We start from the raw sequence: 23,619 nt of genomic DNA, 5'->3' as shown, positions 1-23,619 counted from the left end.
TGCTCAAGCGGTCAACATATTGGTTTGTTCGACAAAGCTGAGTTCGGCACCAGGATAACGCGCCTGGACAGCCGCAATGAGGGGCGCAAGATCGTCTACCGACTGCACTTGCAGCATCCAGGCAACATTAATGCTTCCCGATGCTGCATCCAGCCGACGTAGTTCAGCCATCTCTGTAAATTGCTGCACAATTTTCTTGAGATCGGCAAACGTGGCCTCTGTATCATCAACCGCAATATTGATGTAGAGGTTGCTTTTTTGGTTACGAACAGTTATTTGGAGGCGCAGATACAAGTAAGCCAGGATAATGGCAACAGCCATTGTTGTTGGTAAGCGATGGTTTGCCCCAATACCCAAGCCAATGGCGATAGCCAGAAAGAGAAAAACCAGCTCCTCCGGCTCCTTGATGGCCGTGCGGAAACGAACGATTGAAAGTGCACCGACTAAGCCCAATGATAGGGCCAGCGAGGATTGAACAACAGAAATGATGAGAACGGTCGTGACCGCCAGCGGCGGTAGGTTGTTTGCAAAACGAGAGCGATTGGATAAAGAGCGGCCAAAGTGGACGTAAAACCAAGCAGCAAAGCTAGCCAGTACAATGGCTAGCAATAGATTGATCGCCAAAGTATCTAGCCGAAGATCGGGGGCCGTTAGATTTAGAACATCGTCCATAACAGTTTTCCATGTTTCTTAAGATGGTTGGAGAAGTATATCATTCATTACTCTCTCGACAATTGGTTTACCAGCAGAAAATTTAATTGCAAGCTCCGTTCAGCCCAGCCAAAATCCAACAGCTCATGCCCTGTTCAATCCAAGCCTGTGCATCAACCCAAATAGCATCAACAAGTAAATCCCAATGCAAATGATTGCCTGTGGATAGCCCAGTCGTGCCAACTTCGCCCAGAAGTTGCCCCGGCGTAACCACATCGCCTGGCGCGATGGCTATGCTGGACAAATGATAATAGCCGCTGTAAATGCCCAGCCCATGGTCGATGATGACAGCACCACCCCGCACGTACAAAAATTCGGCCACAACTGCGGTGCCTCCAGCCGGAGCCAGCACCGGCGTGCCGCCGTATGCCGCAAAATCAACGCCTTCATGGTAGGTGCGGTAGGGGCCACCATTGTATGATCGTCGTGCTCCATAATCGGAACTAATTTCCAGAAAATTGTCGATGGGCAGTTGGAAGGGGGTGTTCCATTGGGGCGTATCGCTGTCCTTCTCCCAAATGGCAAAGAGCCGCTCACGCTCTTCGGCAATAGATTGCTGATCGATTTGCGCGGCCGTTCCCGTGAGTGTCAATTGCTGGAATGTCCAACTGTCTGAATCACGAAACTGCCAAGGCTGTTCCCACAGAGGGGCACTTGCTACCTGAATTTGTAAACTTGGCTGCTGAGTGCCAAAAAATGCCCCAGTGCCGGTTAATCCTACGAGGAAGCGGCCATTTGCAAAGACACCTATCTCATTATTGCCTAAAACGGCCGTCACTGGCTGCTCAGAATCCAAAACTGCCCGCAGCCCAACGGCTTGCCCTGGCTTGCCAACCGTCTGCGACAGTTCCAGGCTGGTAAATCCTGCTGGTAAATCGCGCGGCGTAGTAGTGCTGTTTGGGATGAACAGTAGCTGGTGTAATGCTGGACGATGTGGCGACGTGTGGTTGTTGCGTAGTGCCAATAGCCAGGGGGAGGTCTGGTGCTGCGCGGCCGTTGCCAACAAAGTGCCAAACGGTCGTATAAGGCTGCCTGTTTGGGGAACGGCCGTTTCTGGCAAAATTAGTTCTGTGCCGATGGTTGGCTGCCGCTGGGGGTTTGGATGCGGATTTAGCTGGCGTAAGAGAGCCTCATCCGTTTGAAAACGAACGGCGAGTGCTGCCCAATTGTCGCCGGATTGTACCAGCAGAGGGAAGGCGTTATTAGGTTGGGCTTGGGTTAATGTCTGGGTTAGTCCCAAAGTGAACAAACAAAGCAAGTAAACAAGCCATCTTTTACGCATGGCCACTATTTTACAGTGGCTGTTGCTGCTTGCCATGGCAAAGGTTCAATTTCTCACGGAAATGGTCTCTGACCAGTCAGTAACGATAAGTTTTACCTATGTTGAACCATAGAAAGATTATTGACATGAATGACGCGCTGTGTTATAAATTTTGCCATATGACGCAGGGCATCATTTGGTCAATTTGACCAAACAGGATTAACAAACGGGCTTAACCACAATCCATGCAGACGATTTATCTAGGATTAGGCACAAATTTAGGTGACCGTACCGCTAATTTACAGGCCGCAATAGGCGGACTGAGTGAGGAGTTGGCGATTACGGCCGTTTCGCCTATCTACCAAACGCCGCCGTGGGGGGTAACCGACCAGCCCGATTTCTTAAACCTCTGCCTTGCCGCTCAGACCAATTTGTCGCCCAATGACCTCCTGACTTTTATCAAAAATCTAGAGATTGAACTGGGGAGAGAGCCAGCCAAGCGGTGGGGGCCTCGTCTAATCGACATTGATCTGCTTTTTTACGCCAATGAGATTATTGAAACCGAACGGTTGAGTATTCCGCATCCGCACCTGCCGGAACGCGCTTTTGTGTTACGGCCGTTAGCAGACATCGCGCCTGAGTTTGTGCATCCGGTGTTGGGGGAGACAATCGCCACTTTGGCCGCAAAGGTGAGTGATGAGGGCATACGGCCGTATCTTCCAGCTGTCCCTCTTGAACCTGCTGGCTAATATTTTTTTGTCTTGAAAATAAGTCGTTACTCATTTTTTGAGTGATGGCTCAAAAAGAAAAACTTATGCTAGAAACTGAAACCACAACCCGCCGCGAACGCCGCATTGCCGCTCGCAAGGCGCAGCTGTTAGACGCAGCCGCCCACGTGTTTAGCCACAAAGGATACGAGAAAGCAACAACCAGAGAAATTGCCGAAGTGGCCGATCTGTCTGAAGGCACATTGTTCAATTACTTTGCCACCAAGCGAGAGCTGCTCATCGGCGTGGCCAAAGCGTATGCCGACGAAGTTGCTGCGGATATTGAATCGGTGCAGGGAGAAACATTTGAGGACATGTTGGCACAGCTAATGGTCAACCGCTTCCGGCGCGGACGTGAGCGGCGGCTGTTCATGCTCTTTTTGTATGAATCCCGCCTGAATGCCGATGTGCATGAATATTACGTGCAGGAAGCACTGCATCGCATTATTGCCGCCACCGAGCAGCGGCTGACCGCCTTAATTGAGTCTGGCGTCATGCGCTCAGTTAACCCCGCCATCGCCGCCCGCATGATGAGTGCCACCATTATGGGTTTTGCCGCGCTGTTTGAGCTGGGCGTTTCCATCAGTACCGTTGCACCAGAGAAGCTGGGCGCAGAGGTGACTGATATTTATTTGAATGGCCTTCGGAATAAATGATGTTTGCTTGGGGTAAGCGCACGTACGTAATGGGCATTTTGAACGTCACGCCAGACAGTTTTTCTGGCGATGGCGTGCTGCGGCATGAGGATGTGATAGTCGCAGCCGTTGCCCTGGCCAAGCAATTTGCTGCCGATGGGGCAGACATTATTGACATTGGTGGCGAAAGTACGCGCCCGGGCAGCACGCCCGTTTCTGAGGCAGATGAGTTGGAGCGGGTGATTCCTGTCATTGAAGCGGTGAAGACGGCCGTTTCCCTACCCATCTCTATAGACACGTACCGGGCAAATGTAGCTAAAGCCGCTCTGGCGGCCGGAGCTAGCTGGGTAAACGATGTTTGGGGGCTGCGAATGGATTCAGAGATGGCGCAGGTAGTGGCTGAGGCTAACTGTCCCGTTGTGCTGATGCACAACCGCAGCAAACCGAAGGATGTGGCTCAGGAAGAGCGGCTGGGCGGCCGTTACGTTGGCGTTCAATATGATGACCTCGTTAGCGACATTAAGAATGAATTGGCTGAAAGCGTCGAAATAGCATTAAAGGCTGGCGTGAAAGAGCGCAACATTATTCTTGATCCGGGCGTGGGCTTTGGCAAAACGGTGGTCCAAAATTTGCAGATTGTGAACCAGTTGGATCAATTCAAAGCGTTGGGCTTTCCAATTTTATTAGGCACATCGCGCAAATCGTTTATTGGCTACACGCTCAATTTACCACCGGCGGAACGGCTTGAAGGTACGGCCGCCACCGTCGCCATTGGCATCGAGCGGGGGGCAGATGTGGTGCGTGTGCATGATGTGAAATCAATTGCGCGGCTGGCAAAGATGACAGACGCGCTTGTTAGAAGCAAAGAGATTGGGGATTAGAGATTGGAGATTGGGGATTGGGAGCTGCTTTGGCATCTCAATCTCTAATTAACCAATCTCCAATCTCCCCCAGAAAGGGAGCAAGAACTATGTTAGATTTTCGTTTGGATGCAGAACAGAAGATGCTGACCGATGCGATTGCCCGCTACGCCATTGAGCGGATGCGGAAAGTGTTTCGGGATGCAGAAGAGGACGGCCGTATTCCGCCAGAGGTGGTGCAGGCAGGGTGGGAGCTGGGTATTTTGCCCACCGGATTGCCAGAAGCGTACGGCGGCTTTGGTGAATACACGGCACTGACGGGCGTGCTGGCTAGTGAGGAGCTGGCCTGGGGGGATTTGGCCATCGCGCTCAACGTAATGGTGCCCAACCTGGTGGCCATACCAGTGATGTTGGCTGGCACCGAGGCGCAAAAAGAAGCGTACCTGCCGCAGTTTTGCGAAGACAAAATGCCCGCTATGACAGCTGCTATGACCGAGCCAGTTGTGAAGTTTAATCCGTACAATCTCAAGACAACGGCCGTTCGTGATGGGGATGACTATGTGCTAAATGGGTCGAAAACGGCCGTGCCGCTGGCCGAAACGGCCGAACTCATTTTGGTCTACGCCAACGAAGGTGGCCAAACGCAGGCCTTCCTTGTACCAGCAGACAGTGCTGGGTTGACGATTGACAAGAAGGCCAAGCTCATGGGCATCAAAGGATTGCCCACCAGCATGGTGACTTTGGCAGACTGTCGCGTCCCCGCCGAGAATAAATTGGGCGGGGAAGAAGGCATCAACTTTAGCTTGTTGCTCAATCACAGCCGCGTGGCGTTGGGAGCTGCTGCTGTGGGCGTGGCTCGCGCTGGTTACGAGTATGCGCTGGACTACGCCAAGCAGCGCGTGCAGTTTGGCGAACCGATTGCCCATAAACAATCCATCGCCTTTATGCTGGCCGATATGGCTACAGATATTGACGAAGCCCGCTTGCTGGTGTGGGAAACTGCCTGGCAGATGGATCGTGGTGAAGACGTGACCCGCGAAGCAACGCTGATGAAGCAGCGTGTTGACAACATCGTGGTTCAGGTAGCGGACCGCGCCCTCCAGATTCTGGGGGGCTACGGCTACATCCGCGAATATCCCGTAGAGCTTTGGCTGCGCAATGCGCGTGGGTTTACCTCGTTTGATGGATTGGCTATTGTTTAATTTTCGATTGACGATTTCCGATTGACGATTATTTGGCGTTGCGCTGAATCGTAAATCCAAAATCGAAAATCGTAAATGGAGCTACTCATGATTAGTTTTGAAATACCCGAGATGATTTTGAACCAGAGCCAGATGACCAAGATGGTGGCCGAGCAGGCGATGCGGCCGTATTCGCGGGAGCTGGACGAACATGAACATCAGCGGCCAGAAGCATTTGTAAATATGACCTGGCCCTTTGCCCAGCAGATGATGAAATCATCGCTGCGCAGCATTGAAAAGAAATTGAGCGGTAACGGCAATGGCCGCAATGGTAGCAATGGCCATTCAAAACCTAAAGGCCCCGACTTTTCCATTCTTGGTTTTATCATGATGGTGGAAGAGATGAGCTGGGGGGATACGGGCCAATACCTCTGCCTGCCGCACCCCATGTTGGGTGGATCGGCTGTGCAGGCGGCTGGCACGCCAGAGCAGCAGCTACGCTTCCTGAAGAAGTTCACTGAAGGCGAGCCGAAGTGGGGGGCAATGGCCATCACTGAGCCGGGGGCTGGCTCAGATAATAGCTCTATGCGGACAACGGCCGTACTCGATCCAGACACCAACGAATGGATTTTGAACGGCGAGAAAATCTTCATCACCAATGGCAAATTGGCGTTGGAAGAATCTGACGGGCTGTGCGTCGTTTGGGCCACAATTGATCCGACGGCCGGACGCGCTGGCATTAAATCGTTTGTGGTTGAAGGCAACACCCCTGGCGTTTCTATCGCCAAGCAAGAGCATAAGTTGGGCATCCGGGCCAGTGACACCGTTTCTCTGCACTTTGACAACGTGCGGCTGCCATTTGACAATATGCTGGGCACGCTTGATGCCAAGCAGCCTGCCGCCAACAAGGGCTTCAAGGGCGCTATGAAGACATTTGACGCCTCACGTCCGGCTGTGGCTGCGAGTGCTGTGGGCATTGCCCGCGCTGCTTTGGAATTTACCCGCGACAAGCTGGCGGAAGAAGGTATTGTGCTGGATTACACCAAATCGCAGCATGAGCTTACGGCCGTTGAGCGTGATCTGATGGAAATGGAAGCGCGGCACAAAGGGGCGTGGCTGCTCACCCTCCGCGCTGTGGGCATGATGGCACATGGCGAGAGCAATCGGCTGGCCGCTAGCATGTGTAAATTCCGAGCGGGTGAAGCCGTCACCTGGATCACCCAGAAGGCGGTCGAACTGCTTGGCCCAATGGGGTACTCTCGTGAATGGCTGGCTGAAAAGTGGATGCGTGATGCCAAAATCAACGACATCTACGAAGGCACAAAGCAAATTAACCAGCTCATTATTGCCCGGAGCATTTTGGGCTATTCGCGGCGGGAGTTAAAGTAAGGGTCAGTAATCGGTAGCCAATGATCAGCTTGAGGCTGACGTGCTTCACTTGCCGTGAACTGATTTATAATGCCAAACCAAACACAGATTTCGCAGATTACACAGATAAGCTCTTAGAATTCTCCAAAATCTCTGTGTTCTCTGTGGCTAATCAGATTTAGGAGAAGTTAACAGATGACATATTCGATACGAAAAGCGGCCGTAATCGGGGCCGGGACAATGGGGGGCGGCATTGCGGCGCATTTAGCCAACATTGGCATCCCCGTGGTGCTGCTAGACATGGTTCCACCCAATCTCAGCGAGGCCGAAAAGAACGATCCCAAAGCGCGAAACCGCATTGTGCAAAGTTTGTATGATCGCATGGCCAAGGCGCGTCCCGCTAACTTGGCACGGAAAGATCGGGGCGACCTCATCACACTGGGCAATTTGGAAGATGATTTTGAGCTGCTCGCCGATTGTGACTGGATTGTGGAGGTCATTATTGAGCAGCTTGCGCCGAAGCAGGCACTGATGGAACGTATCGAGGCGGTGCGGAAACCGGGCAGCATCATCAGCAGCAACACGTCCGGTATTCCGATCAATCAGATTGCAGACGGCCGTTCCGACGAATTCAAGGCGCATTTTCTGGGAACTCACTTTTTCAACCCGCCGCGCTACCTTAAGCTGCTGGAAGTCATTCCCACACCAGACACGGCTCCAGAAGTTGTGGATTTCATGGTCCAGTTTGGTAGGGAAACTCTGGGCAAAGGCGTGGTTGTTTGCAAAGATACGCCCAACTTCATTGCCAACCGTTTCATCGCCATCGTGGGCTCTTATCTGGCTGAGTACGCTCTGGAAAACGGTTACAGCATCACCGAAGTGGACACCATCACCGGGCCGCTGGTGGGGCATCCCAAAACCGCCACCTTCCGCCTGACCGATCTGGTGGGGCTAGACGTGATGATGCACGTCAACAGTAACCTTTACCCCGCCATCCCTCATGACCCGTACCGCGACATTTTGAAGGGGGAAAAAAGCACGACGCTGAACGAAAAAATGGCGGCCAACAAATGGCTGGGCAATAAAACGGGTCAGGGCTTCTACAAAAAGGTCATGGTAAATGGCAATCGGGAATTTCACACCATCAACCCCAACACGCTGGAATATTTCAATCCGCCCAAAGCCCGTTTTGACTCGGTAGGCGCGGTTCGCAAGATTGAAGAGTTGGGCGAGCGGCTGCGGAAACTGCTGGAATTTGATGACCGCGCTGCCAACTTTGTGCGCGACACCACCTACACCATGCTGGCCTATGCCGCTTACGTCACGCCAGAAATAGCATACTCTATTGTGGATGTGGACAACGCTAACCGCTGGGGCTTTGCCCACGAAGCGGGCCCCTTCGAGATTTGGGATATGCTGGGCGTGGCCGAAACCATCGAGAAGATGGAGGCGGCGGGACATGAGGTGGCAGACTGGGTGAAGGAGATGGTTAGTAGCGGGCATGAGAGTTTTTATAAGGACGGCCGTTTCTACGACTTCCAAACCAAGCAGTACAGCCCCGTGCCCATTGACGAGAAAAATATCACTGTAGCCGGGCTGCACGAGGCAGGCAAAGAGGTGACCCGCAACGACAGCGCCAGCCTGCTGGACATGGGCGATGGCGTGCTGCTGTTTGAGTTCCACGCCAAAATGAACGCCATCGACGACCAGATCATTGCCCTAGGGCATGAGGCGTTGGCTCGACTGGACAGTGATTTTGATGCGATGGTCATTGGTAATGATGCCGACAACTTCTGCGTCGGTGCCAACCTGTTTGCCGTCGGCGTGGCGGCGGCCAGCGGCATGTGGGACGACCTGAACAAGATGATTCACGGCCTGCAATCGCTGACCTTTAACCTGCAACATGCGCCGAAACCGGTGGTAACGGCCGTTCAGGGCATGGCTCTTGGCGGCGGTGTGGAAATGGCACTGGCTGGTTGGGAAACCGTCGCTGCGCATGAAAGCTACATGGGTTTGGTGGAAGTCGGCGTGGGTCTGATTCCGGCAGGTGGCGGCTGTAAAGAGCTGCTGCGCCATCGCATCAACCCCGTCATGAAAACCGCCAACGCAGATGTGTTGCCCGTTTTGCAAGATGTTTTCACCCAGGTTGCTACTGCCAAAGTAGGCGAATCTGCCTGGCAAAACAAAGAGCTGGGCTATTTGCGCGACAGCGACATGATTGTGATGAATGCCGACCATCGCCTAGCGCAGGCCAAAGCGCGTGCCTTGCAGCTTGTGGCCATTGGCGCACCACCACCAGAAGCAGAGAAAATCTATGCAGCCGGGCGTGATGCCCTGTATGCGCTCAAGCTGGGGGTGCAGGGATTCGTCTGGGGTAACTACGCCAGCGAACACGATCAGGTAATCAGTAATAAGCTGGCGCACGTACTCACGGGCGGCGATCTTAGCACCGGAACCTGGGTTGACCCTTGGTACATTTTGGATTTGGAGCGAGAAGCGTTCCTCTCCTTGCTGGGTGAAGAGAAAACCCGCGAGCGCATGACCCACATGCTGACAACCGGAAAACCGTTGCGGAACTAAAAAGGAGACAAATTATGACACGAGAAGCAGTCATTGTAGCGGCCAGCCGAACGGCCGTAGGCAAAGGTAAACGAGGTACGACCCGCAACTGGCGATCCGATGAGATGGCGGCAGCGGTTGTGGCCGAGGTAATGCGGCAGGCAGAAGGGCTGGATCCGCAAGAAATTGACGATGTGATCATGGGTTGTGCCATGCCCGAAGGGGCGCAGGGGCTGAACTTCGCCCGCAGCATCGCCCTCCGCGCTGGGCTGCCAGTAGACGTGCCGGGGATGACGGTCAACCGCTTTTGCTCCAGCGGTTTGCAAACCATTGCTTTGGCCGCCGAGCGCATCATTGCCAATGGGGCAGATGCTATCATTGCGGGTGGCGCAGAGACAATGAGCCTGGTGCCGATGACCGGGTTCCGCGTCAATCCAAATCCGTACATGGTGGAAAACGCCCCAGAAGTATACATGGGCATGGGACTCACGGCCGAACAGGTGGCCGACGAGTTTGAAGTGAGTCGTCAGGCGCAGGATGAGTTTGCGTTACGTAGCCATCAGCGAGCTATGGCCGCCTACGAAAAAGAGTTGTTCAAGGATGAAATTTTGCCCATTGAGATTGAGGAAGTGACGCCAGGAGCAGATGGTCCGAAGGGGCAAACCATCGTTTTTGACAGGGATGAACATATTCGACCAAGTACGACGCTGGAAGGGCTGGCCAAGCTCCGTCCAGTATTCAAGCAGGGCGGGTCGGTAACGGCAGGTAACGCCTCGCCGCTCAGTGATGGGGCCGCGGCCGTTTTGGTGATGGAGCGTAGCAAAGCCGAGGCGCTGGGGCTGACCCCGCTGGTGAAATTTGTTGGCTTCAACGTCGGTGGCGTACGCCCAGAAATTATGGGCGTGGGGCCGATTTCGGCCGTACCGCGCTTGCTCAAGCGCACCGGCATGAGCCTAAGCGACATCGACCTTATTGAGCTGAATGAAGCATTTGCGGCGCAAGCGGTGGCTGTCATTCGGGAACTTGGCTTTGACGAAGAAATTACCAATGTGAATGGTGGCGCGATTGCCTTGGGGCATCCGCTAGGCTGCACTGGGGCTAAATTGACGGTACAAATCATCAACGAGATGAAGCGGCGTGGCAACCAGTTTGGCATGGTGACGATGTGCATTGGTGGCGGCATGGGTGCCGCTGGCATTTTTGAAAATTTGAATTAAATCATAAGAAGATAATCATTTTTTGGTAGGCATATAAGCCAGGTAAAGATTCAAATAATTGTGAAAAAGCGTCCAGCATCGTAAAATCCTGCTGGACGCTTTTTCTTTTTCCAGTAGTTTTGGATTAATTTTTTTACCCCTAATACAGGCTATCTTTCAGATATATTTTTCATGTTTTTGAGAGGCAACAAGTGACGAATTTTATCCCCCAAGTACATGCAGTGTTGTTGACAATTCAATTGCAGGCAGAAACAGAATTCATTTCTTGGCTTCTTGCACTGCTAGGCTATGTTGGCGTCATTTTTCTGATCATTGCTGGTGTATGGGGAATTTTATTTTTCGTAGCAAAAATCAAAGAATTGTGGTTAATAGAAGCCCAGTCTCTTTTCTTGAAATTGGAAGAGAAGCGGCTTATCGGTCGTAGGAGTCGATTTGCAGAGCATGTCGAAAGAGAAATTTACCGACTTAACAGCTTGGAAGAGTGGAGGGATTATAGATATACAGAACTTGAGGCCGAAATTGAAGCCGAGGGTGAACGTCTAGTTAGGAGTTGGATACCATTAAAGAAAAAAGTTAGAGGTGGATTGCGACGTGAAAAATCACTTTCAAAAGCGATTGAATCTAGCACAGAACGGCTTATATTGGTTGAGGGAGATCCAGGCTCAGGCAAAAGCGTTGCACTTCGCCATGTAGCAGTCAGTATGGCAACGAGAGCAGCCCATTCTAGGAGAGCTGACGTTCTTATTCCCATTTTTATTAATTTGAAAGAATTAGATCGTGAAAAAGTTGCGTCCAGACAAAAAAGCAAACAACAACTAAATAAAGATATAAATGATCTACTGGTTGAGTCTTTTAATATTGCCGAATTAAAAAGTCTTTGCTTTGACTTAGATATTGATTGGGAAGATTTACAGGGTGTTACCAAGACCGAAAAGAGTCGGGAACTAGTTACTTATTGTTGGCGTCGTAAGCAATCGTACAAACTGATCGAAAAATGCAGGGACCTGAGGCCAAATCTGATCTGGACAAGCCCTAGAGAATCAAAAAATAATGAAATTGATAGGAATCTAATTTATGAATTTGTGCTTCAATCCTTAAATCGTGCCAATGATCGAGATATTGATGAGTTTCTGACTGAGGAATTTGATAGAGGCTTGAAAAATGGGACATGGTTTTTCCTGTTTGACTCGTTTGATGAAATACCTGAAATATTGAGTTCTGCAGAAGCTGATAATACGATTAGTAAGTACGCTGAGGCTATATCGGATTTCCTACTTGGAATGAACACCTGTAGAGGAGTTGTTGCCTCACGCTACTTTAGGGGGCCAAAACAAGTATCGTGGCCGCGTTTCCGTATCCTGCCTCTGTCTGACTCGAAAAAGTTTGAATTGGTTGAGAGAGTTGAATTACCTCATGAATTAATGAGTGTTTTAACCGAGAACTTAGGAATTGCCAGTAGAGAAATCCACTTGATGTCAGGCAATCCTCTTTTCCTTGGATTGCTTTGTGAATATATTCGTGCAGAGAAAGTCTTCCCATCCAATACGTTTGTTGTATTTGAGTCTTATATAGAAAATCGTCTTAGCCGCGATAAAGAAAGGCTTAGACACAGATTTCAACTTGATCCGGCTGAAGTTAGAGCCACGGCTGAGAAGGTTGCTTTTACTATGGCCGCAAATCAAGGATTAGGTCTTTCGCCTACTCGTGATGCACTTCAATCAGCTTTGCAACAGCTAAACTTTGATTTAAGTGATAATTTAAATATTCAACTAGATGCTTTGGAGTATATCAAATTAGCTCGTCCAGAAGTTGTTGTCGCCGAAGCCGGATTTAAACAATTCACATTTTCTCATAGACGATTTCAAGAATATTTCGCTACATGCTTGGTTTTACAAGAGAAACACCGTGTGACTATGAATCAATTGCTCACCGATGCTCAATGGCGTGAAACAGCGGTTACAATGTGTCAAACACAGCCGTTTAAGGAACTGACCCCATTGATAAGAGAGGCGGACAATATTCTTAACGAAGTAATAGATAATATCCCAAATATTATTAACCAACCGATTAAGTATATAAATCAAATAACTGCTGAAGAGAAGGCTAAAAAAGACTTCCTGAGAAGGAAACTTCCCCAACCATTTCCTTGGCCTGCTCAAGCTTTGTATCTTTGCGATCTGCTACAAAGTGGCCTAGGTTCTCGTCTCCATGTTGTTCCAGATGCATTACGATTAAAAGCTTCCCAAGTGATTATGACGGCCTACACCAGTGGCATTGGCTCTGATAAGAAGTGGGCATTGGAGGTTGCTGGAATTGTCCCTTCTTCTGTATTGACTTGGTTGATACGTGATGCATTTAAGAGTGGAAGTTTATGGTTGGAAGAAGTAGCTTACCGTCAAACTTCTTTATTACAAGATATTCCCAGCGATATAGGAGAATCAATTCGGCGCGCTTTAGTGAAACTATTTTCGAGCGGACGACTCAAACGCGAGCAAGATAAAACTAATGCTCATCTTAAACGTCTGGATAATGCAAAGTCTTTTCTGGCTTCGTTTAAGCTTCTTTTGTGGATACCGCGAATTGATTTAACTATACATATTATTTTTTTTCTTATTACTGCATTACCGTTTGTTTTCTTTCTTTTTTTTGTGCAGGATATTTTGGAATTTATTGAGTTCTTTAGCTTCATTCTTTATGTGGGGTTGATAACTCTTATCTCATACCGTAGTTTACGTGGGTTTGGAGGTGGTTCAGTTTTATTCGGTGCCTTTTTAGGGAGAGCCCTATCATTTGGATATTTATTAATTGAAAGACCAACTTTTTTTACTCAAGAAGCTGATTCCCTTTTCCTTCAAGCTTTTGGCCCAACCATCAATATTATTCTTCAAATCATTCTTTTAAGCTGGAGTTGGGCACCTATGGCACTTGCTATTGTTCTCGCTGGCTTTCGTGTCCACCCAATTTTCTGGCCATTTTTGCACATTGCTCAAGTAATATTGGGATTAGTAGAAATGGGAAAATCATTTGGGACAACTGTTGATAAGATAAAATATGATTGGAAATCAACAGTAATCGTTCCTTTTTGGTTTGTCGCTAAAATTATAATTGTTGTATTCGTGATCGTTATAATTTCTGTTCAGAATGCACCGACAGTAATTTTTCATCGGCCAATAAATCTGATTAAGGATTGGATAACTTGGATAAGGTGGAAACGCAGCCCGAAAAGCCCAATCAATGGCCGAAAATTTTTAAACCTTGTTGCACAATATTCTTATCCAAATTTTTTGAATCGGTTTGTCGAGACAATTTATAAGCAAGGATTATTAACTCCAACTAAAGATACAGATATAATATTGAGCGAGTTAGCAACTACAATAGAACAAGTAATTTTTGCTAGAATACAGGAAAATCAGCGTGTAGAAGCAAATAGACGAATGCTCCGATTATCTGGCCTTGCTGCTGAGGAATATAAGTATGGAATAATGGGATTTGTTCCTTATGCCAAGCATATGAAAGGGGAGTCACACTCAAACGATACAGGAAAGTCGTTAGCAGCATCAAATCTTGTTGACAATTGGATAAAAAAATATACAAATGGGCAAAATAAGCGATTATGGCTTTTACGCTATGATTTTCTAGACGAACTTTACAAGAATATTGAGCAAATACGTATAGTGCTCAGAAACAATTGACAGAAATTGCCATAGAAAAATAAGCTGCATTCTTTGTAACGGAGATATGCAAGCAATCAGCTTCCCCAACGGCCGTATGATACCTTATACAAAACCCAATCCGCACTGTTCCCCAGCAAGTTGCCCATGCGGATGAGGCGCAAGACGGTTTCGATGGCTTCGGCGCGGGAACGGCCGTAGGTGGTTTGGAGTGATTGGCGGGTGATTGTGTCGGGACGGCCGTTTGTTTCGGCGTAATGTTGAGCATAGAGCAGGGCCGGGAGTTCATCTTCGGGGGCAGTGGCTAGATCGCCCGCCAGCATTCCCCGGATTTCATGAGTAGCCAGACCAACGCGCAAACTTTCTTTGGTATGGAATGCGGCACAGTAGCGACATTGGTTAACGGCCGTTACCACCATCATCAACCGTTCTCGAAATTGAGCAGATACCAAACCACTCCGTATGGCCTGCCGCAATTGAGCCCGATGGCGTAGCGGCCAAATCAGGTCAGCTAACATTTCTCTAATTCCCTGATACGTTCGTCGCTTAAATTTGTCCATGCTCGCGCTCTCCACCTTAAATACATCATGCCTGCCGTGCCTCTTGTTCTTTTAGATGGTAAAAAGGTGCAAACGTTACAGAGATGGAACAAAATTATGGATGGGACAAGGCGTTCAAATATCAAGGCTGGCTTGCGTGTAGCTATTGTGTTAAAGCAGGATCAGCGAAGCGGAAAATTAACTGAGGGGGTTGTGCAGGACATCCTAACGAAGTCCGGCAAGCATCCGCACGGTATCAAAGTGCGTTTGCAAAGTGGGGCTGTGGGGCGCGTGAAGGAAATTTTGGGGTAAAAAGAGATTGGTTCAACCTCAAAGATTGAACCACTCAAAGATTGAACCAATCTGGGAAAGGTAAATTTAGGCTGCAACTTTGATCAAATCTTCTGGGCTTTTTTCAGCGATTTCCTGATCGCCATTACTCAACATGAAGCGAGTAAATTGACCAGATAGTTCAGCCCCCTTGTTAAGTAGCTGGAGGCCGTAAGGCGCAATTAGCAAACCAATACCAGAAGCTACGATTGCTTCTATAAAGGTATTAATGTGCCACGAAAAGATTGAAATTTGCCCACTTTGGTAAAACAGCGGTGCAAAGACCAATCCACCACAGAAGGACAAAACCGTTACTGTTGCCACAAAAGAAGCGATGCCTAATGGGAACTTTAGCATCAAATAAAGAGAGCTTTTCCAGGTGATTGGATTCGTAAAGTGGGCCTTGGTGCGCTCCCACACGCTGCCTTCGCTGGTGAGGGGGATTGGCAGTGGGGCTATCTCTTCACCTAGCAAATGGACAGCTAATAGTCGCTCCAAGGCGGCCAAGAGCCACCAGCCAGCAAAAAGAACCAACAGAACCAGTAATCCTACCCATACAATGAGTAACCCTACCCCCAAGCTAAGCCCGGTAACAGATAAAACAAAGTAGGCAATGCCTAAAGGGAAGGCCAGCAGCAAATAAATCAAATTGAAATAGGTTTGTTTCTCGCGCAAAACCGCAAAATGGTCAGCAAATTGTGAAGTTGAGTTTTTCATTTCCTTTCACTCCTTTTTCCAAGTTGACCACCATTACGCAGCGGGGTGGATTAAGTTGTAACATGCTGCCGAATTCGCAAAAGCTCCCGCAAGCCGCCCAGCGTCATCATGAAGAATACGGCACCCACAGCCAACGCTTCTCGGATAGATTGGGTCATGTATTCCAAGTGGTGGGTTTGGGAACGGCCGTTTCTATTCACATAGGGCGGCATGAGAAAACTACAAAATCCCCTTGATGTCGCTATAATAGGCAACCATCCAGTAAAAAATGGATACACCATGAACGACCAACCTCCCGCAGGTTTATTCTCCAGCGGTGATTGCAGGCGGAACCTGCGGGAGTTTTTTCTTAGGAGGCAGGTTTGACCACAATACAACGCGCCAAAGGGATGCAGGATGTTCTGCCCGATGATTGGCGTTACTGGGATTTAGTTATCAAAAAAGCGACTGAATTGGCGCGCCTTTACGGCTTTCAGCGCGTCGATTTGCCCATTTTGGAGTACACCGAACTGTACCAGCGGGGCGTTGGCGAGGCGTCGGACTTTTTTGTGCAGAAAGAGATGTACACAGTTGAAGAGTCCGAAGGTATTACCATCACCATGCGGCCAGAGTTTACAGCCGGTTTTATGCGTGCTTACATTCAAAACGGCATGTCTAGCTGGCCGCAGCCAGTGAAGCTGTACACCATGGGCCCAGCCTTTCGGCGGGAGCGTCAGCAGGCGGGACGGTATCGGCAGCACAGCCAGTTTAATTGCGAAATTTTAGGCGAAACAGACCCTGCCGCCGATGTAGAGGTGATGCTGCTGGCCATGAATTTGTACCGTGAGCTTGGGTACCAGGGGCTGACCTTCCAACTTAACAGCACGGGCTGCCCCACCTGCAAGCCAGCCTACGTCGAAAAGCTGGTGGCTTATTTGGATCAGCACCTGGACAAGCTGGCGGACATTGACAAGGAGCGTATGCGCCGCAATCCGCTGCGGGTGCTGGATAGCAAGGAGCCAGGCATGGATGAACTGCTGGCTGACGCGCCACACATCGTGGATCACCTTTGTGATGATTGCGAAACGCACTTTGCGGATTTGCGTGGCTTGCTAGATGCGTTAGACCAAAGCTACAGCATTAATTTCCGGTTGGTGCGTGGCATTGATTACTACACCAAGACGGTGTTTGAAGTGTGGGCAGAGGGCATTGGCGCGCAAGCGGCCGTTTGCGGCGGCGGCCGGTATGACGGGCTGGCTGAGGATATTGGCGGCCCCGCCACGCCAGGCGTTGGCTTTGGCAGCGGCATCGAGCGCATTGTGTTGGGTATGCGGGAAGCAGGTCTGGAACCGCCTGGCCCAGAGCAGCCAACAGTATTGGTAGCGCATTTTGGTGGGGCGACGAAAGAAGCGGCCGTTCAGCTAGCGTTCCAGTTGCGGGCGGCAAGCATTGGCACTCGGTTGGCTTTTGCCCGCAACCGGCGCAGCATGAAAAGCCAAATGCGCGAAGCCAACAAGCACGACATCCAATCGGTTCTCATCCTGGGCGATTCTGAATTGGAAGCAGAGTCAGTGATGGTACGGCCGTTAGACGGAGGCGAACAGCAGCTTGTTAAACTTGCAGAGATTATCCCATTTTTAAAAGCTGAATGAACCGGATTGGCATTCTCCACCACCCGAAGGTGGCCGCCTCGCGGCCACTGGCTGCGCAAATTGAGCAGTGGCTAGCGGCGCGCCAACTAACTACTTGGCAAGCATCTTCACATGATGAGCGGCGTTTGGCCGAGTTGGTGCCTACAGCCGAATTGCTGGTGGTGCTAGGTGGCGATGGCTCCTTGCTCAGGGCAGCTCGCTATTCATCGGTGTGCCGAGTGCCTATTTTTGGCATCAATTTAGGGCGTGTGGGGTTTTTGTGTGAGGCCCAGCCGGATGAATGGCCTGAGAAGTTGACAAAGGTGCTAGCTGGCGAATGCTGGGTTGAAAATCGGCTCATGCTGGCGGCGCGAATCCAGCGGAACGGCCGTATTCTACACACCTTTTCTGTGCTGAATGATGTGGTGGTGGGGCGCGGCCGTCAGGCAAGGGTGGTTCGTTTTCAACTGCATGTGGATGACGATCACGTTACCGACTACACGGCTGATGCCCTTATCGTGGCGACGCCAACCGGTTCAACAGCATACTCAATGGCCGCTGGTGGCCCGCTATTACCCCCCCAGCTGCCGAACTTTGTGGTGGTGCCAGTAGCACCTCACCTCACCTTTGATCGGGCCATTATTTTTCATGAGCAAGCGGAAATTGCCATTACGGTGCAGATGGATCACCAGGCGTATTTAACACCAGACGGCACTGACGGCATTTTGCTGGAAAATGAAGATGTCGTGCTCATTACAAAGTCAGAAAATGATTGTCAATTTGCTCGTGTAGAAAGCCGAGGTTACTTTTATCGGCGGCTTATGGGGCGGTTGGGCTATTCAAAATAGTGGTAGAGACCTTGCATTGCAATGTCTCTACGTGGAAAAAATTTATGGATTTACAAGACCCCCGAATACGCGCGATGTTGCGCCAGGCAAACAAGGTGGCTGATTCAGGGAAACGAGCCGCAGCGACACAACTCTATCGGCAGTTGCTAGATGAAGCCCCGGATTTAGCTGAGGCGTGGTTTGGGCTGGGGCAGGTTATAAATGATGCCGCTGAACAAAAAGAAGCGTACAAAAAGGCGGTGTCGCTGAAGCCAGATTTTGCCCCAGCGGTACGTGCCCTGGCAGAATTGCGCGGCGAATCGGTGCCAGAGTGGGCAGTTGAGCCGGAACCAGAAGCCGAAGTCACTGAACCAGAGCCTGAGCCAATGCCAACAGAACATGAGCATACGGCCGTTGCCCCCGAAGATGAAGAAGCGTTTGAACTCGCCTGCTATCGCCATCCCAACCGGCCTACCTCGCTGCGCTGCTACAATTGCGACAAACCGATTTGCAGCAGTTGTGCCATCAAAACGCCAGTTGGGTACAGTTGTCCGGACTGCATTCGCGAAAAAGAAGAGATATTTTTCAACGCGACCACGCTGGATTACGTGGTTGCACCTGCCATTGGCCTTGTCTTAAGTTTGATTGCTGGCTATTTAGTAGCCCGATTAGGCTTGCGGGGCGGTTTCTTTACCTACTTCATTATGATTTTTGCGGGGGGGCTTGTAGGGCGGCTCATTGGCCGATTTAGTAAGCAAGCCATTGGGCGGCGGCGTGGCCGTTATTTGCCGCACATTATGGTGGGCATGTTGGTATTAGGGACAATTATATGGTTATTGCCAATCATCTTACTTGCTGGATTTTCCAGCTTATTTGTGTTAATTAGCCCAGGCATTTTCCTGTTTGTGGCCGGTGGCGCACTATTTTCTTACATGAAATAATGTTAAACGGCCATACTTGCCTACTTCTTAAAAAACTATGTTAACAGAACTATACATTCGTAATTTTGCCATTATCGACGAACTGCGGGTTAAGCTGCACAAAGGGTTTAACGTGCTGACGGGTGAAACCGGTGCTGGTAAATCAATCATTCTGGATGCGGTCACGCTGATGCTGGGTGGCCGCGCCGACACGACCTTTGTCCGCTCAGGGGCCAACGAAGCGTATGTGGAAGCTACCTTCAGGTTGTCGCCATCGCTCAAAAAGATTGTTGGCCCCATTTTGGAAGCAGAGGGTTTGGATGAAGAGCATGGGCAATCTGTGTTTCTTTCTCGCGAGCTGCGGCTGAACGGCCGTAACATTTGTCGGGTAAACGGCCGTACTGTCAACCTATCCGTGCTGCGTGATGTGGCCGAGCCGCTGATTGATATTCATGGACAGGGAGAGCATCTCTCCTTACTGCAACCCCGTTCACATTTGCCCCTGCTGGATTCCTACGCGGGGGTGCAGGCCGAACGGGCAACCCTCGCCAAAGAGATCACTGCTCTCATGGAAATTGAAAGTGAGCTGGCCGACTTGCGCCAAAATGAGCGCATGTTGGCCCAGCGTGCCGACATGCTGCGCTTCCAAATCGAGGAAATTGAAGCAGCCCGACTGGAAGATGGCGAAGAGGAAGAGCTTCGTGCCGAGCGCACGCGCTTGGCCAATGCTGAACAGCTTATGCGCGCTGCTTCTGAAGCCGTCAATTTGCTCACCGGCATGGATGATGAGTCACAGGCGGCTGCCGACATGTTGGGGCAGGTGGAGCGGTCGCTGGTGCAATTGACTCGCTATGACGAGACGCAAGGGCCGCTGCTAGAGCGGCTGCAAGGGTTGATTTACCAGCTGAGCGAGGTTTCGTCGGAGCTGCAAAGTTATTTGGATGAGGTGGAGTTTAATCCCAAGCGGCTCGATTTTGTGGAAGAGCGGCTAGAGTTGATTGGCCAGCTCAAGCGGAAGTATGGGGAAGATATTACGGCCGTTCTCGCCATGTGTGACCGTGCCAAAACAGAGTTAACCCGCATCGACAATAGTGAAGAACGCATTGCCGAACTGGTAAAAACGGAAGATTCTTACTTGCGTCGCTGCGGTGAAATGGCGTTGGCACTCTCGAAAAAGCGACAGGCGGCGGCAGAGAGGTTGGCAATGGCCGTTGTTACCCAACTCACCGATCTGCAAATGGATGGTGCCAAATTCGAAGTGCAGTTCGAGCGCGTTACCCAAGCCGATGGCCTTTATGTGGAGCATGAGCGGCTTGCTTTTGATAAAACCGGGTTTGACCAGGCGGAATTTCTCATCTCCACCAACCCCGGCGAACCGCTTAAGCCAATGGCCAAAGTTGCCAGCGGTGGCGAAACCGCGCGGCTCATGCTGGCCCTCAAAACGGCGTTGGCCCAGGTAGACAAAACGCCCACGCTCATCTTTGACGAGATTGACCAGGGGATTGGTGGCCGCGTGGGGGATGTGGTGGGTCGCAAGCTGTGGGGGTTAACGGCCGTTGCCGATCATCAAGTCATCGTTGTCACCCATTTGCCCCAGCTAGCTGGCTACGGGGATGTGCATTTTCATGTGAGCAAGGGGCAGGCAGACGGCCGTACCACCACCCGCATTCACGCGCTGGAGGGAGACGGCCGTATTCAGGAACTGGCTGCCATGCTGGGCACACAGGGGGAACACGCCCGTGGCGGTGCTGAATCTATTTTGGCAGTAGCCAATGGGGCGAAAACGGCCGTGAAACCTAAGTAATTGGGTATTTATTTGATTATTTTGGCCTTAAAAACCTTGTGCCGATTACGCGTACCACAGCTGGTAAGGAAGATTAAACATGAAAACTATGTCTATAGCTTCGTTGAGTCGATACTTAATTATAGGCGGAATTTTGGGTATTGTTGCCGGACTAATTCACTTGTTTTCGGGTTTGACAACAGAATTCACCTCGATAATTGTTGGAGATATGATTTTTAATACCTTGCTTGGTTTGCTTTCGCTTTTAGCGGCATGGTTGTTAAAAAACGGCAAGCAGACTGTCTTGCTTGTAATTGCAGTGGAAATGTTCGGTGCTATTGTTTATGCCTTTGCAATAGGGCGTGGCGTCAATTATTTTGCCATTATTATAGGGGCATTTCTTCTTTGGCAACTTTATTCTCTTAAAAATCAAGGTGAGTTGGCTTGAGTGAGCCTCTTGAAACGGATATTCACAAGTTGCCAGGTGGCGGATTCCCGTGAAAACGGGAATGACATTTGGAAAAAGAAGGTGATTTTGGAACAACCTGTTTAATCCCTAGAAAATTACTAAACCACTAAATTACCTCCCCATCTAACTTCTCCAAAATCATTTTCTTCATGCCTAATTCCAACAGGTTAGGGAAGAGATGCCCTGCTAAACCCATCACTTTGTTTTGTGTGCCAGGAATTAGACGGGATTTCCCCGCTTGTTCAGCGTGGAAAATGGCTTCGGCGAGCGTTTCTGGGGGCATACGGCCGTCTTCACGGCTGTTGTCTGGGCTGTAGCGACGGGCGTGGGCGGTGCGCGTTGGGCCAGGGAATACGGTGAGGCAACGGCCGTCTTGCCAAGCCGCCTGCAAGCTGCGGGCGTAGTTGGCCAGGCCGTCCTTGCTGGCAGCATACACCGCCGCCCCAGGGTAGCTGGCAAAGTAGGAAAGTGACGACAAAAAAACAAAGCTGGCGTTTGCCGTGAGCCAATTTCGCTTGAAAAGTTCGGCCGTGAGCCAAAGAGGTGCGTGTAGATTGAGATGGAGCACCGCCTGTTGTTTTTCAAGGGGCACAGTCTCAAATCGTCCTACGGTACTGATGCCTGCATTGTGGACAACATAGTTGAAGGGCGCAAAAGTTGCCAGTTGCGGCAAGATGGCAGCTAAGCCTGCGCGATTTCCCAAATCACCAATGACAAAATTCACGTTGCCGCCCAGTGCCTCGATTTCCGTGTGGGTTTGGGCGGCTTTTTTTTCGTCGATGTCTAGCCCGACAATGTGGTAGCCTGCCTGAGCGTACCGAAACGCTAATGCCCGACCAATGCCGTCGGCTGCGCCGGTGATGAGGCAGGTTGGCGGAGTTTTAGGTTGCGCTTGGCTATTAAGTTGGGGTGCGCTCTTTTGCAGAACGGGATCGAGCAGGAAACGGCCGTTCCGCCCCACAAACCGCAGCAGCTTATTCCCAAACCCAATGGTGGCAGACGGCCGTTTGCTATCAATCGTGCGAATTATTTTGCTGGCGACGGTTTCTGCCGATGGGAACTTCTCCCAATTCATCTGTGCTTGGGTGAGGCCAATTTTTTGGTGCATTCCGGTGCGGGTAGCTCCAGGGCTGATAGTTTGCACCGTCACCTTGCCTTGCCACTCCACGCGCAGACTGCGGACAAACCCTTCCAGTGCCGCTTTGCTGGCACCATAAACAGCATATTCCGGGGTGGGAACGGCCGTTGCCACCGAACTCACAAAAACCACCCGCCCCTGCGCTCTGTACAGCCAGGGAAACAGTTTGTGTGTGAGTGCAATTGGGCTGTGCAAATTGACGGTGAGCAGCTCATCAATTTGGTCCAGCGTCTGTGCCGCCAGCGAGCCGAAGTAGCCTGTTCCAGCATTGTGGATGAGCAGATCGAGCGATTCAATTTGCTGGGATTGCAGCCAATTGGCAACTGTGTCGTTGGCTGTTGGCTGGGCAAGATCAGCCTGGCAATAATTTTGTTTCGTGAATAGGGGAAGGGGATCGGTTAAGGTGTGAAACGGCCGTCTGCCCACCAAAATGAGGCGATGACCGACATTGCCGTACTGCCTGGCCATTGCCAGCCCAATGCCATCGGTTGCCCCTGTAATGAGAATGGTCGCCAAAAACGCTCCTTCAATAAGTTAGGCTGGTGCCCCCACGCGAGCTTTCTGTTTCGCCATTTCATCTATTGAATCTGCAAGCATTTCAGCAAACGCTTTGTTTTGTTCATTGAGACCACGAATCGTGAGCAGGGTAGCTGGCTGCGGGCGTGTTTTTTGATTAGCGACGAAATTGTGGAGGAAATAGGGCTGTACAGTCATCGTCAGACTTTGCCCCGAGAATTCAATGCGTGTTGACTCTTCTTCCGTCTGCCGATTAAAACGAATTTGTTTTTCCTTAAATAGCAGCCGCAAGGCAAAATCTACGGCCGTATATTCCATTTTCAGAACTCGAATTAGCGCATTAGCATGGCGGTTCTGCAAGGCAAATGTTAATGAGAATACTGCTCCAATTAAAAGAACCGTGATGAGTAGCGAGACCCAATTCCTTTCAAGCCCAAACCAGATGAGCAGCATCCAAAACAGCGCAAAGATACTGCCGATGATTGTCATGCCTGTATACAAAATGGAATTGTTTCTTTTATTCCAGCGTGAAGATACCAT

At 50.4% G+C, this 23,619-nt stretch carries 21 protein-coding genes; 14 read left to right on the top strand and 7 right to left on the bottom strand.

Annotated elements, in window-relative coordinates; translation table 11 throughout:
- Positions 1–3: 3 nt before the first annotated feature.
- On the bottom strand, positions 4–672 hold the full coding sequence (locus ACOQPU_RS07980; protein ID WP_420644596.1) for a DUF4956 domain-containing protein: 669 nt from the start codon (positions 670–672) through the stop codon (positions 4–6).
- Positions 673–754: 82 nt separating this feature from the next.
- A complete protein-coding gene (locus ACOQPU_RS07975) occupies positions 755–1,993 on the bottom strand; it encodes a peptidoglycan DD-metalloendopeptidase family protein (RefSeq protein ID WP_420644595.1) in 1,239 nt (412 codons plus the stop codon).
- 224 nt (positions 1,994–2,217) lie between these two features.
- Between ACOQPU_RS07975 and folK the strand changes: the two genes are divergently transcribed.
- The 8 genes from folK (at position 2,218) to ACOQPU_RS07935 (ending at position 14,251) form a co-directional block, all read left to right on the top strand.
- The gene (gene folK, locus ACOQPU_RS07970; protein WP_420644594.1) at positions 2,218–2,721 is read left to right on the top strand and encodes a 2-amino-4-hydroxy-6-hydroxymethyldihydropteridine diphosphokinase; all 504 of its coding nucleotides are present in this window, start codon (positions 2,218–2,220) and stop codon (positions 2,719–2,721) included.
- Between the two features lie 65 nt (positions 2,722–2,786).
- Positions 2,787–3,395: a TetR/AcrR family transcriptional regulator gene (locus ACOQPU_RS07965; RefSeq protein ID WP_420644593.1), complete on the top strand. Its 609-nt coding sequence runs from the start codon at positions 2,787–2,789 to the stop codon at positions 3,393–3,395.
- Positions 3,392–4,255 (top strand): dihydropteroate synthase, encoded by an 864-nt coding sequence (gene folP / locus ACOQPU_RS07960; protein WP_420644592.1) that lies wholly within the window; start codon positions 3,392–3,394, stop codon positions 4,253–4,255. The genes ACOQPU_RS07965 and folP overlap by 4 nt, the downstream gene beginning before the upstream one ends.
- 89 nt (positions 4,256–4,344) lie before the next feature.
- Positions 4,345–5,436, top strand: coding sequence for an acyl-CoA dehydrogenase family protein (locus ACOQPU_RS07955; RefSeq protein ID WP_420644591.1), 1,092 nt, complete (start codon positions 4,345–4,347; stop codon positions 5,434–5,436).
- Between the two features lie 87 nt (positions 5,437–5,523).
- Entirely contained in the window at positions 5,524–6,804 is a 1,281-nt protein-coding gene (locus tag ACOQPU_RS07950; RefSeq protein WP_420644590.1) for an acyl-CoA dehydrogenase family protein, read from the top strand.
- Positions 6,805–6,978: 174 nt separating this feature from the next.
- The gene (locus ACOQPU_RS07945; protein ID WP_420644589.1) at positions 6,979–9,363 is read left to right on the top strand and encodes a 3-hydroxyacyl-CoA dehydrogenase/enoyl-CoA hydratase family protein; all 2,385 of its coding nucleotides are present in this window, start codon (positions 6,979–6,981) and stop codon (positions 9,361–9,363) included.
- Positions 9,364–9,377: 14 nt separating this feature from the next.
- Positions 9,378–10,559 (top strand): acetyl-CoA C-acyltransferase, encoded by a 1,182-nt coding sequence (locus ACOQPU_RS07940; RefSeq protein WP_420644588.1) that lies wholly within the window; start codon positions 9,378–9,380, stop codon positions 10,557–10,559.
- 191 nt (positions 10,560–10,750) lie between these two features.
- Entirely contained in the window at positions 10,751–14,251 is a 3,501-nt protein-coding gene (locus ACOQPU_RS07935) for a hypothetical protein (RefSeq protein WP_420644587.1), read from the top strand.
- Between the two features lie 56 nt (positions 14,252–14,307).
- Here the strand turns inward: ACOQPU_RS07935 and ACOQPU_RS07930 are convergent, their stop codons facing one another.
- Complete coding sequence (locus ACOQPU_RS07930) at positions 14,308–14,790, bottom strand: carboxymuconolactone decarboxylase family protein (RefSeq protein ID WP_420644586.1); 483 nt, start codon at positions 14,788–14,790, stop codon at positions 14,308–14,310.
- 96 nt (positions 14,791–14,886) lie between these two features.
- Between ACOQPU_RS07930 and ACOQPU_RS07925 the strand changes: the two genes are divergently transcribed.
- Positions 14,887–15,081, top strand: coding sequence for a YwbE family protein (locus ACOQPU_RS07925; RefSeq protein WP_420644585.1), 195 nt, complete (start codon positions 14,887–14,889; stop codon positions 15,079–15,081).
- Positions 15,082–15,147: 66 nt separating this feature from the next.
- On the opposite strand, the gene ACOQPU_RS07920 is transcribed toward ACOQPU_RS07925, so the two are convergent.
- Both ACOQPU_RS07920 and ACOQPU_RS07915 read right to left on the bottom strand, forming a co-directional pair.
- Positions 15,148–15,816 carry a sensor domain-containing protein gene (locus tag ACOQPU_RS07920; RefSeq protein ID WP_420644584.1) on the bottom strand — a complete coding sequence of 223 codons (669 nt, stop codon included), beginning with the start codon at positions 15,814–15,816 and terminating at the stop codon, positions 15,148–15,150.
- A gap of 50 nt (positions 15,817–15,866) precedes the next feature.
- Positions 15,867–16,028 (bottom strand): hypothetical protein, encoded by a 162-nt coding sequence (locus tag ACOQPU_RS07915; protein ID WP_420644583.1) that lies wholly within the window; start codon positions 16,026–16,028, stop codon positions 15,867–15,869.
- 150 nt (positions 16,029–16,178) lie between these two features.
- On the opposite strand from ACOQPU_RS07915, the gene hisS reads away from it, so the two are divergent.
- The 5 genes from hisS (at position 16,179) to ACOQPU_RS07890 (ending at position 21,404) form a co-directional block, all read left to right on the top strand.
- Positions 16,179–17,447 (top strand): histidine--tRNA ligase, encoded by a 1,269-nt coding sequence (gene hisS, locus ACOQPU_RS07910; RefSeq protein ID WP_420644582.1) that lies wholly within the window; start codon positions 16,179–16,181, stop codon positions 17,445–17,447.
- Positions 17,444–18,274, top strand: a complete 831-nt coding sequence (locus tag ACOQPU_RS07905; RefSeq protein ID WP_420644581.1) for an NAD(+)/NADH kinase — start codon at positions 17,444–17,446, stop codon at positions 18,272–18,274. Before hisS ends, ACOQPU_RS07905 begins: the two co-directional genes overlap by 4 nt.
- A 44-nt stretch (positions 18,275–18,318) precedes the next feature.
- Positions 18,319–19,194 carry a B-box zinc finger protein gene (locus ACOQPU_RS07900; RefSeq protein WP_420644580.1) on the top strand — a complete coding sequence of 292 codons (876 nt, stop codon included), beginning with the start codon at positions 18,319–18,321 and terminating at the stop codon, positions 19,192–19,194.
- A 37-nt stretch (positions 19,195–19,231) separates the two neighbouring features.
- Positions 19,232–20,977: a DNA repair protein RecN gene (recN, locus tag ACOQPU_RS07895; RefSeq protein WP_420644579.1), complete on the top strand. Its 1,746-nt coding sequence runs from the start codon at positions 19,232–19,234 to the stop codon at positions 20,975–20,977.
- 79 nt (positions 20,978–21,056) lie between these two features.
- On the top strand, positions 21,057–21,404 hold the full coding sequence (locus ACOQPU_RS07890; protein ID WP_420644578.1) for a hypothetical protein: 348 nt from the start codon (positions 21,057–21,059) through the stop codon (positions 21,402–21,404).
- 127 nt (positions 21,405–21,531) lie between these two features.
- On the opposite strand, the gene ACOQPU_RS07885 is transcribed toward ACOQPU_RS07890, so the two are convergent.
- Positions 21,532–23,079, bottom strand: coding sequence for an SDR family NAD(P)-dependent oxidoreductase (locus tag ACOQPU_RS07885; protein ID WP_420644577.1), 1,548 nt, complete (start codon positions 23,077–23,079; stop codon positions 21,532–21,534).
- Between the two features lie 18 nt (positions 23,080–23,097).
- Positions 23,098–23,619 (bottom strand): hypothetical protein, encoded by a 522-nt coding sequence (locus ACOQPU_RS07880; protein WP_420644576.1) that lies wholly within the window; start codon positions 23,617–23,619, stop codon positions 23,098–23,100.

This window comes from Candidatus Leptofilum sp. (genome assembly GCF_965223285.1).
In the GTDB taxonomy this organism is placed as follows: domain Bacteria; phylum Chloroflexota; class Anaerolineae; order Promineifilales; family Promineifilaceae; genus Leptofilum.
This window is presented reverse-complemented; position numbering and strand designations above follow the sequence as displayed.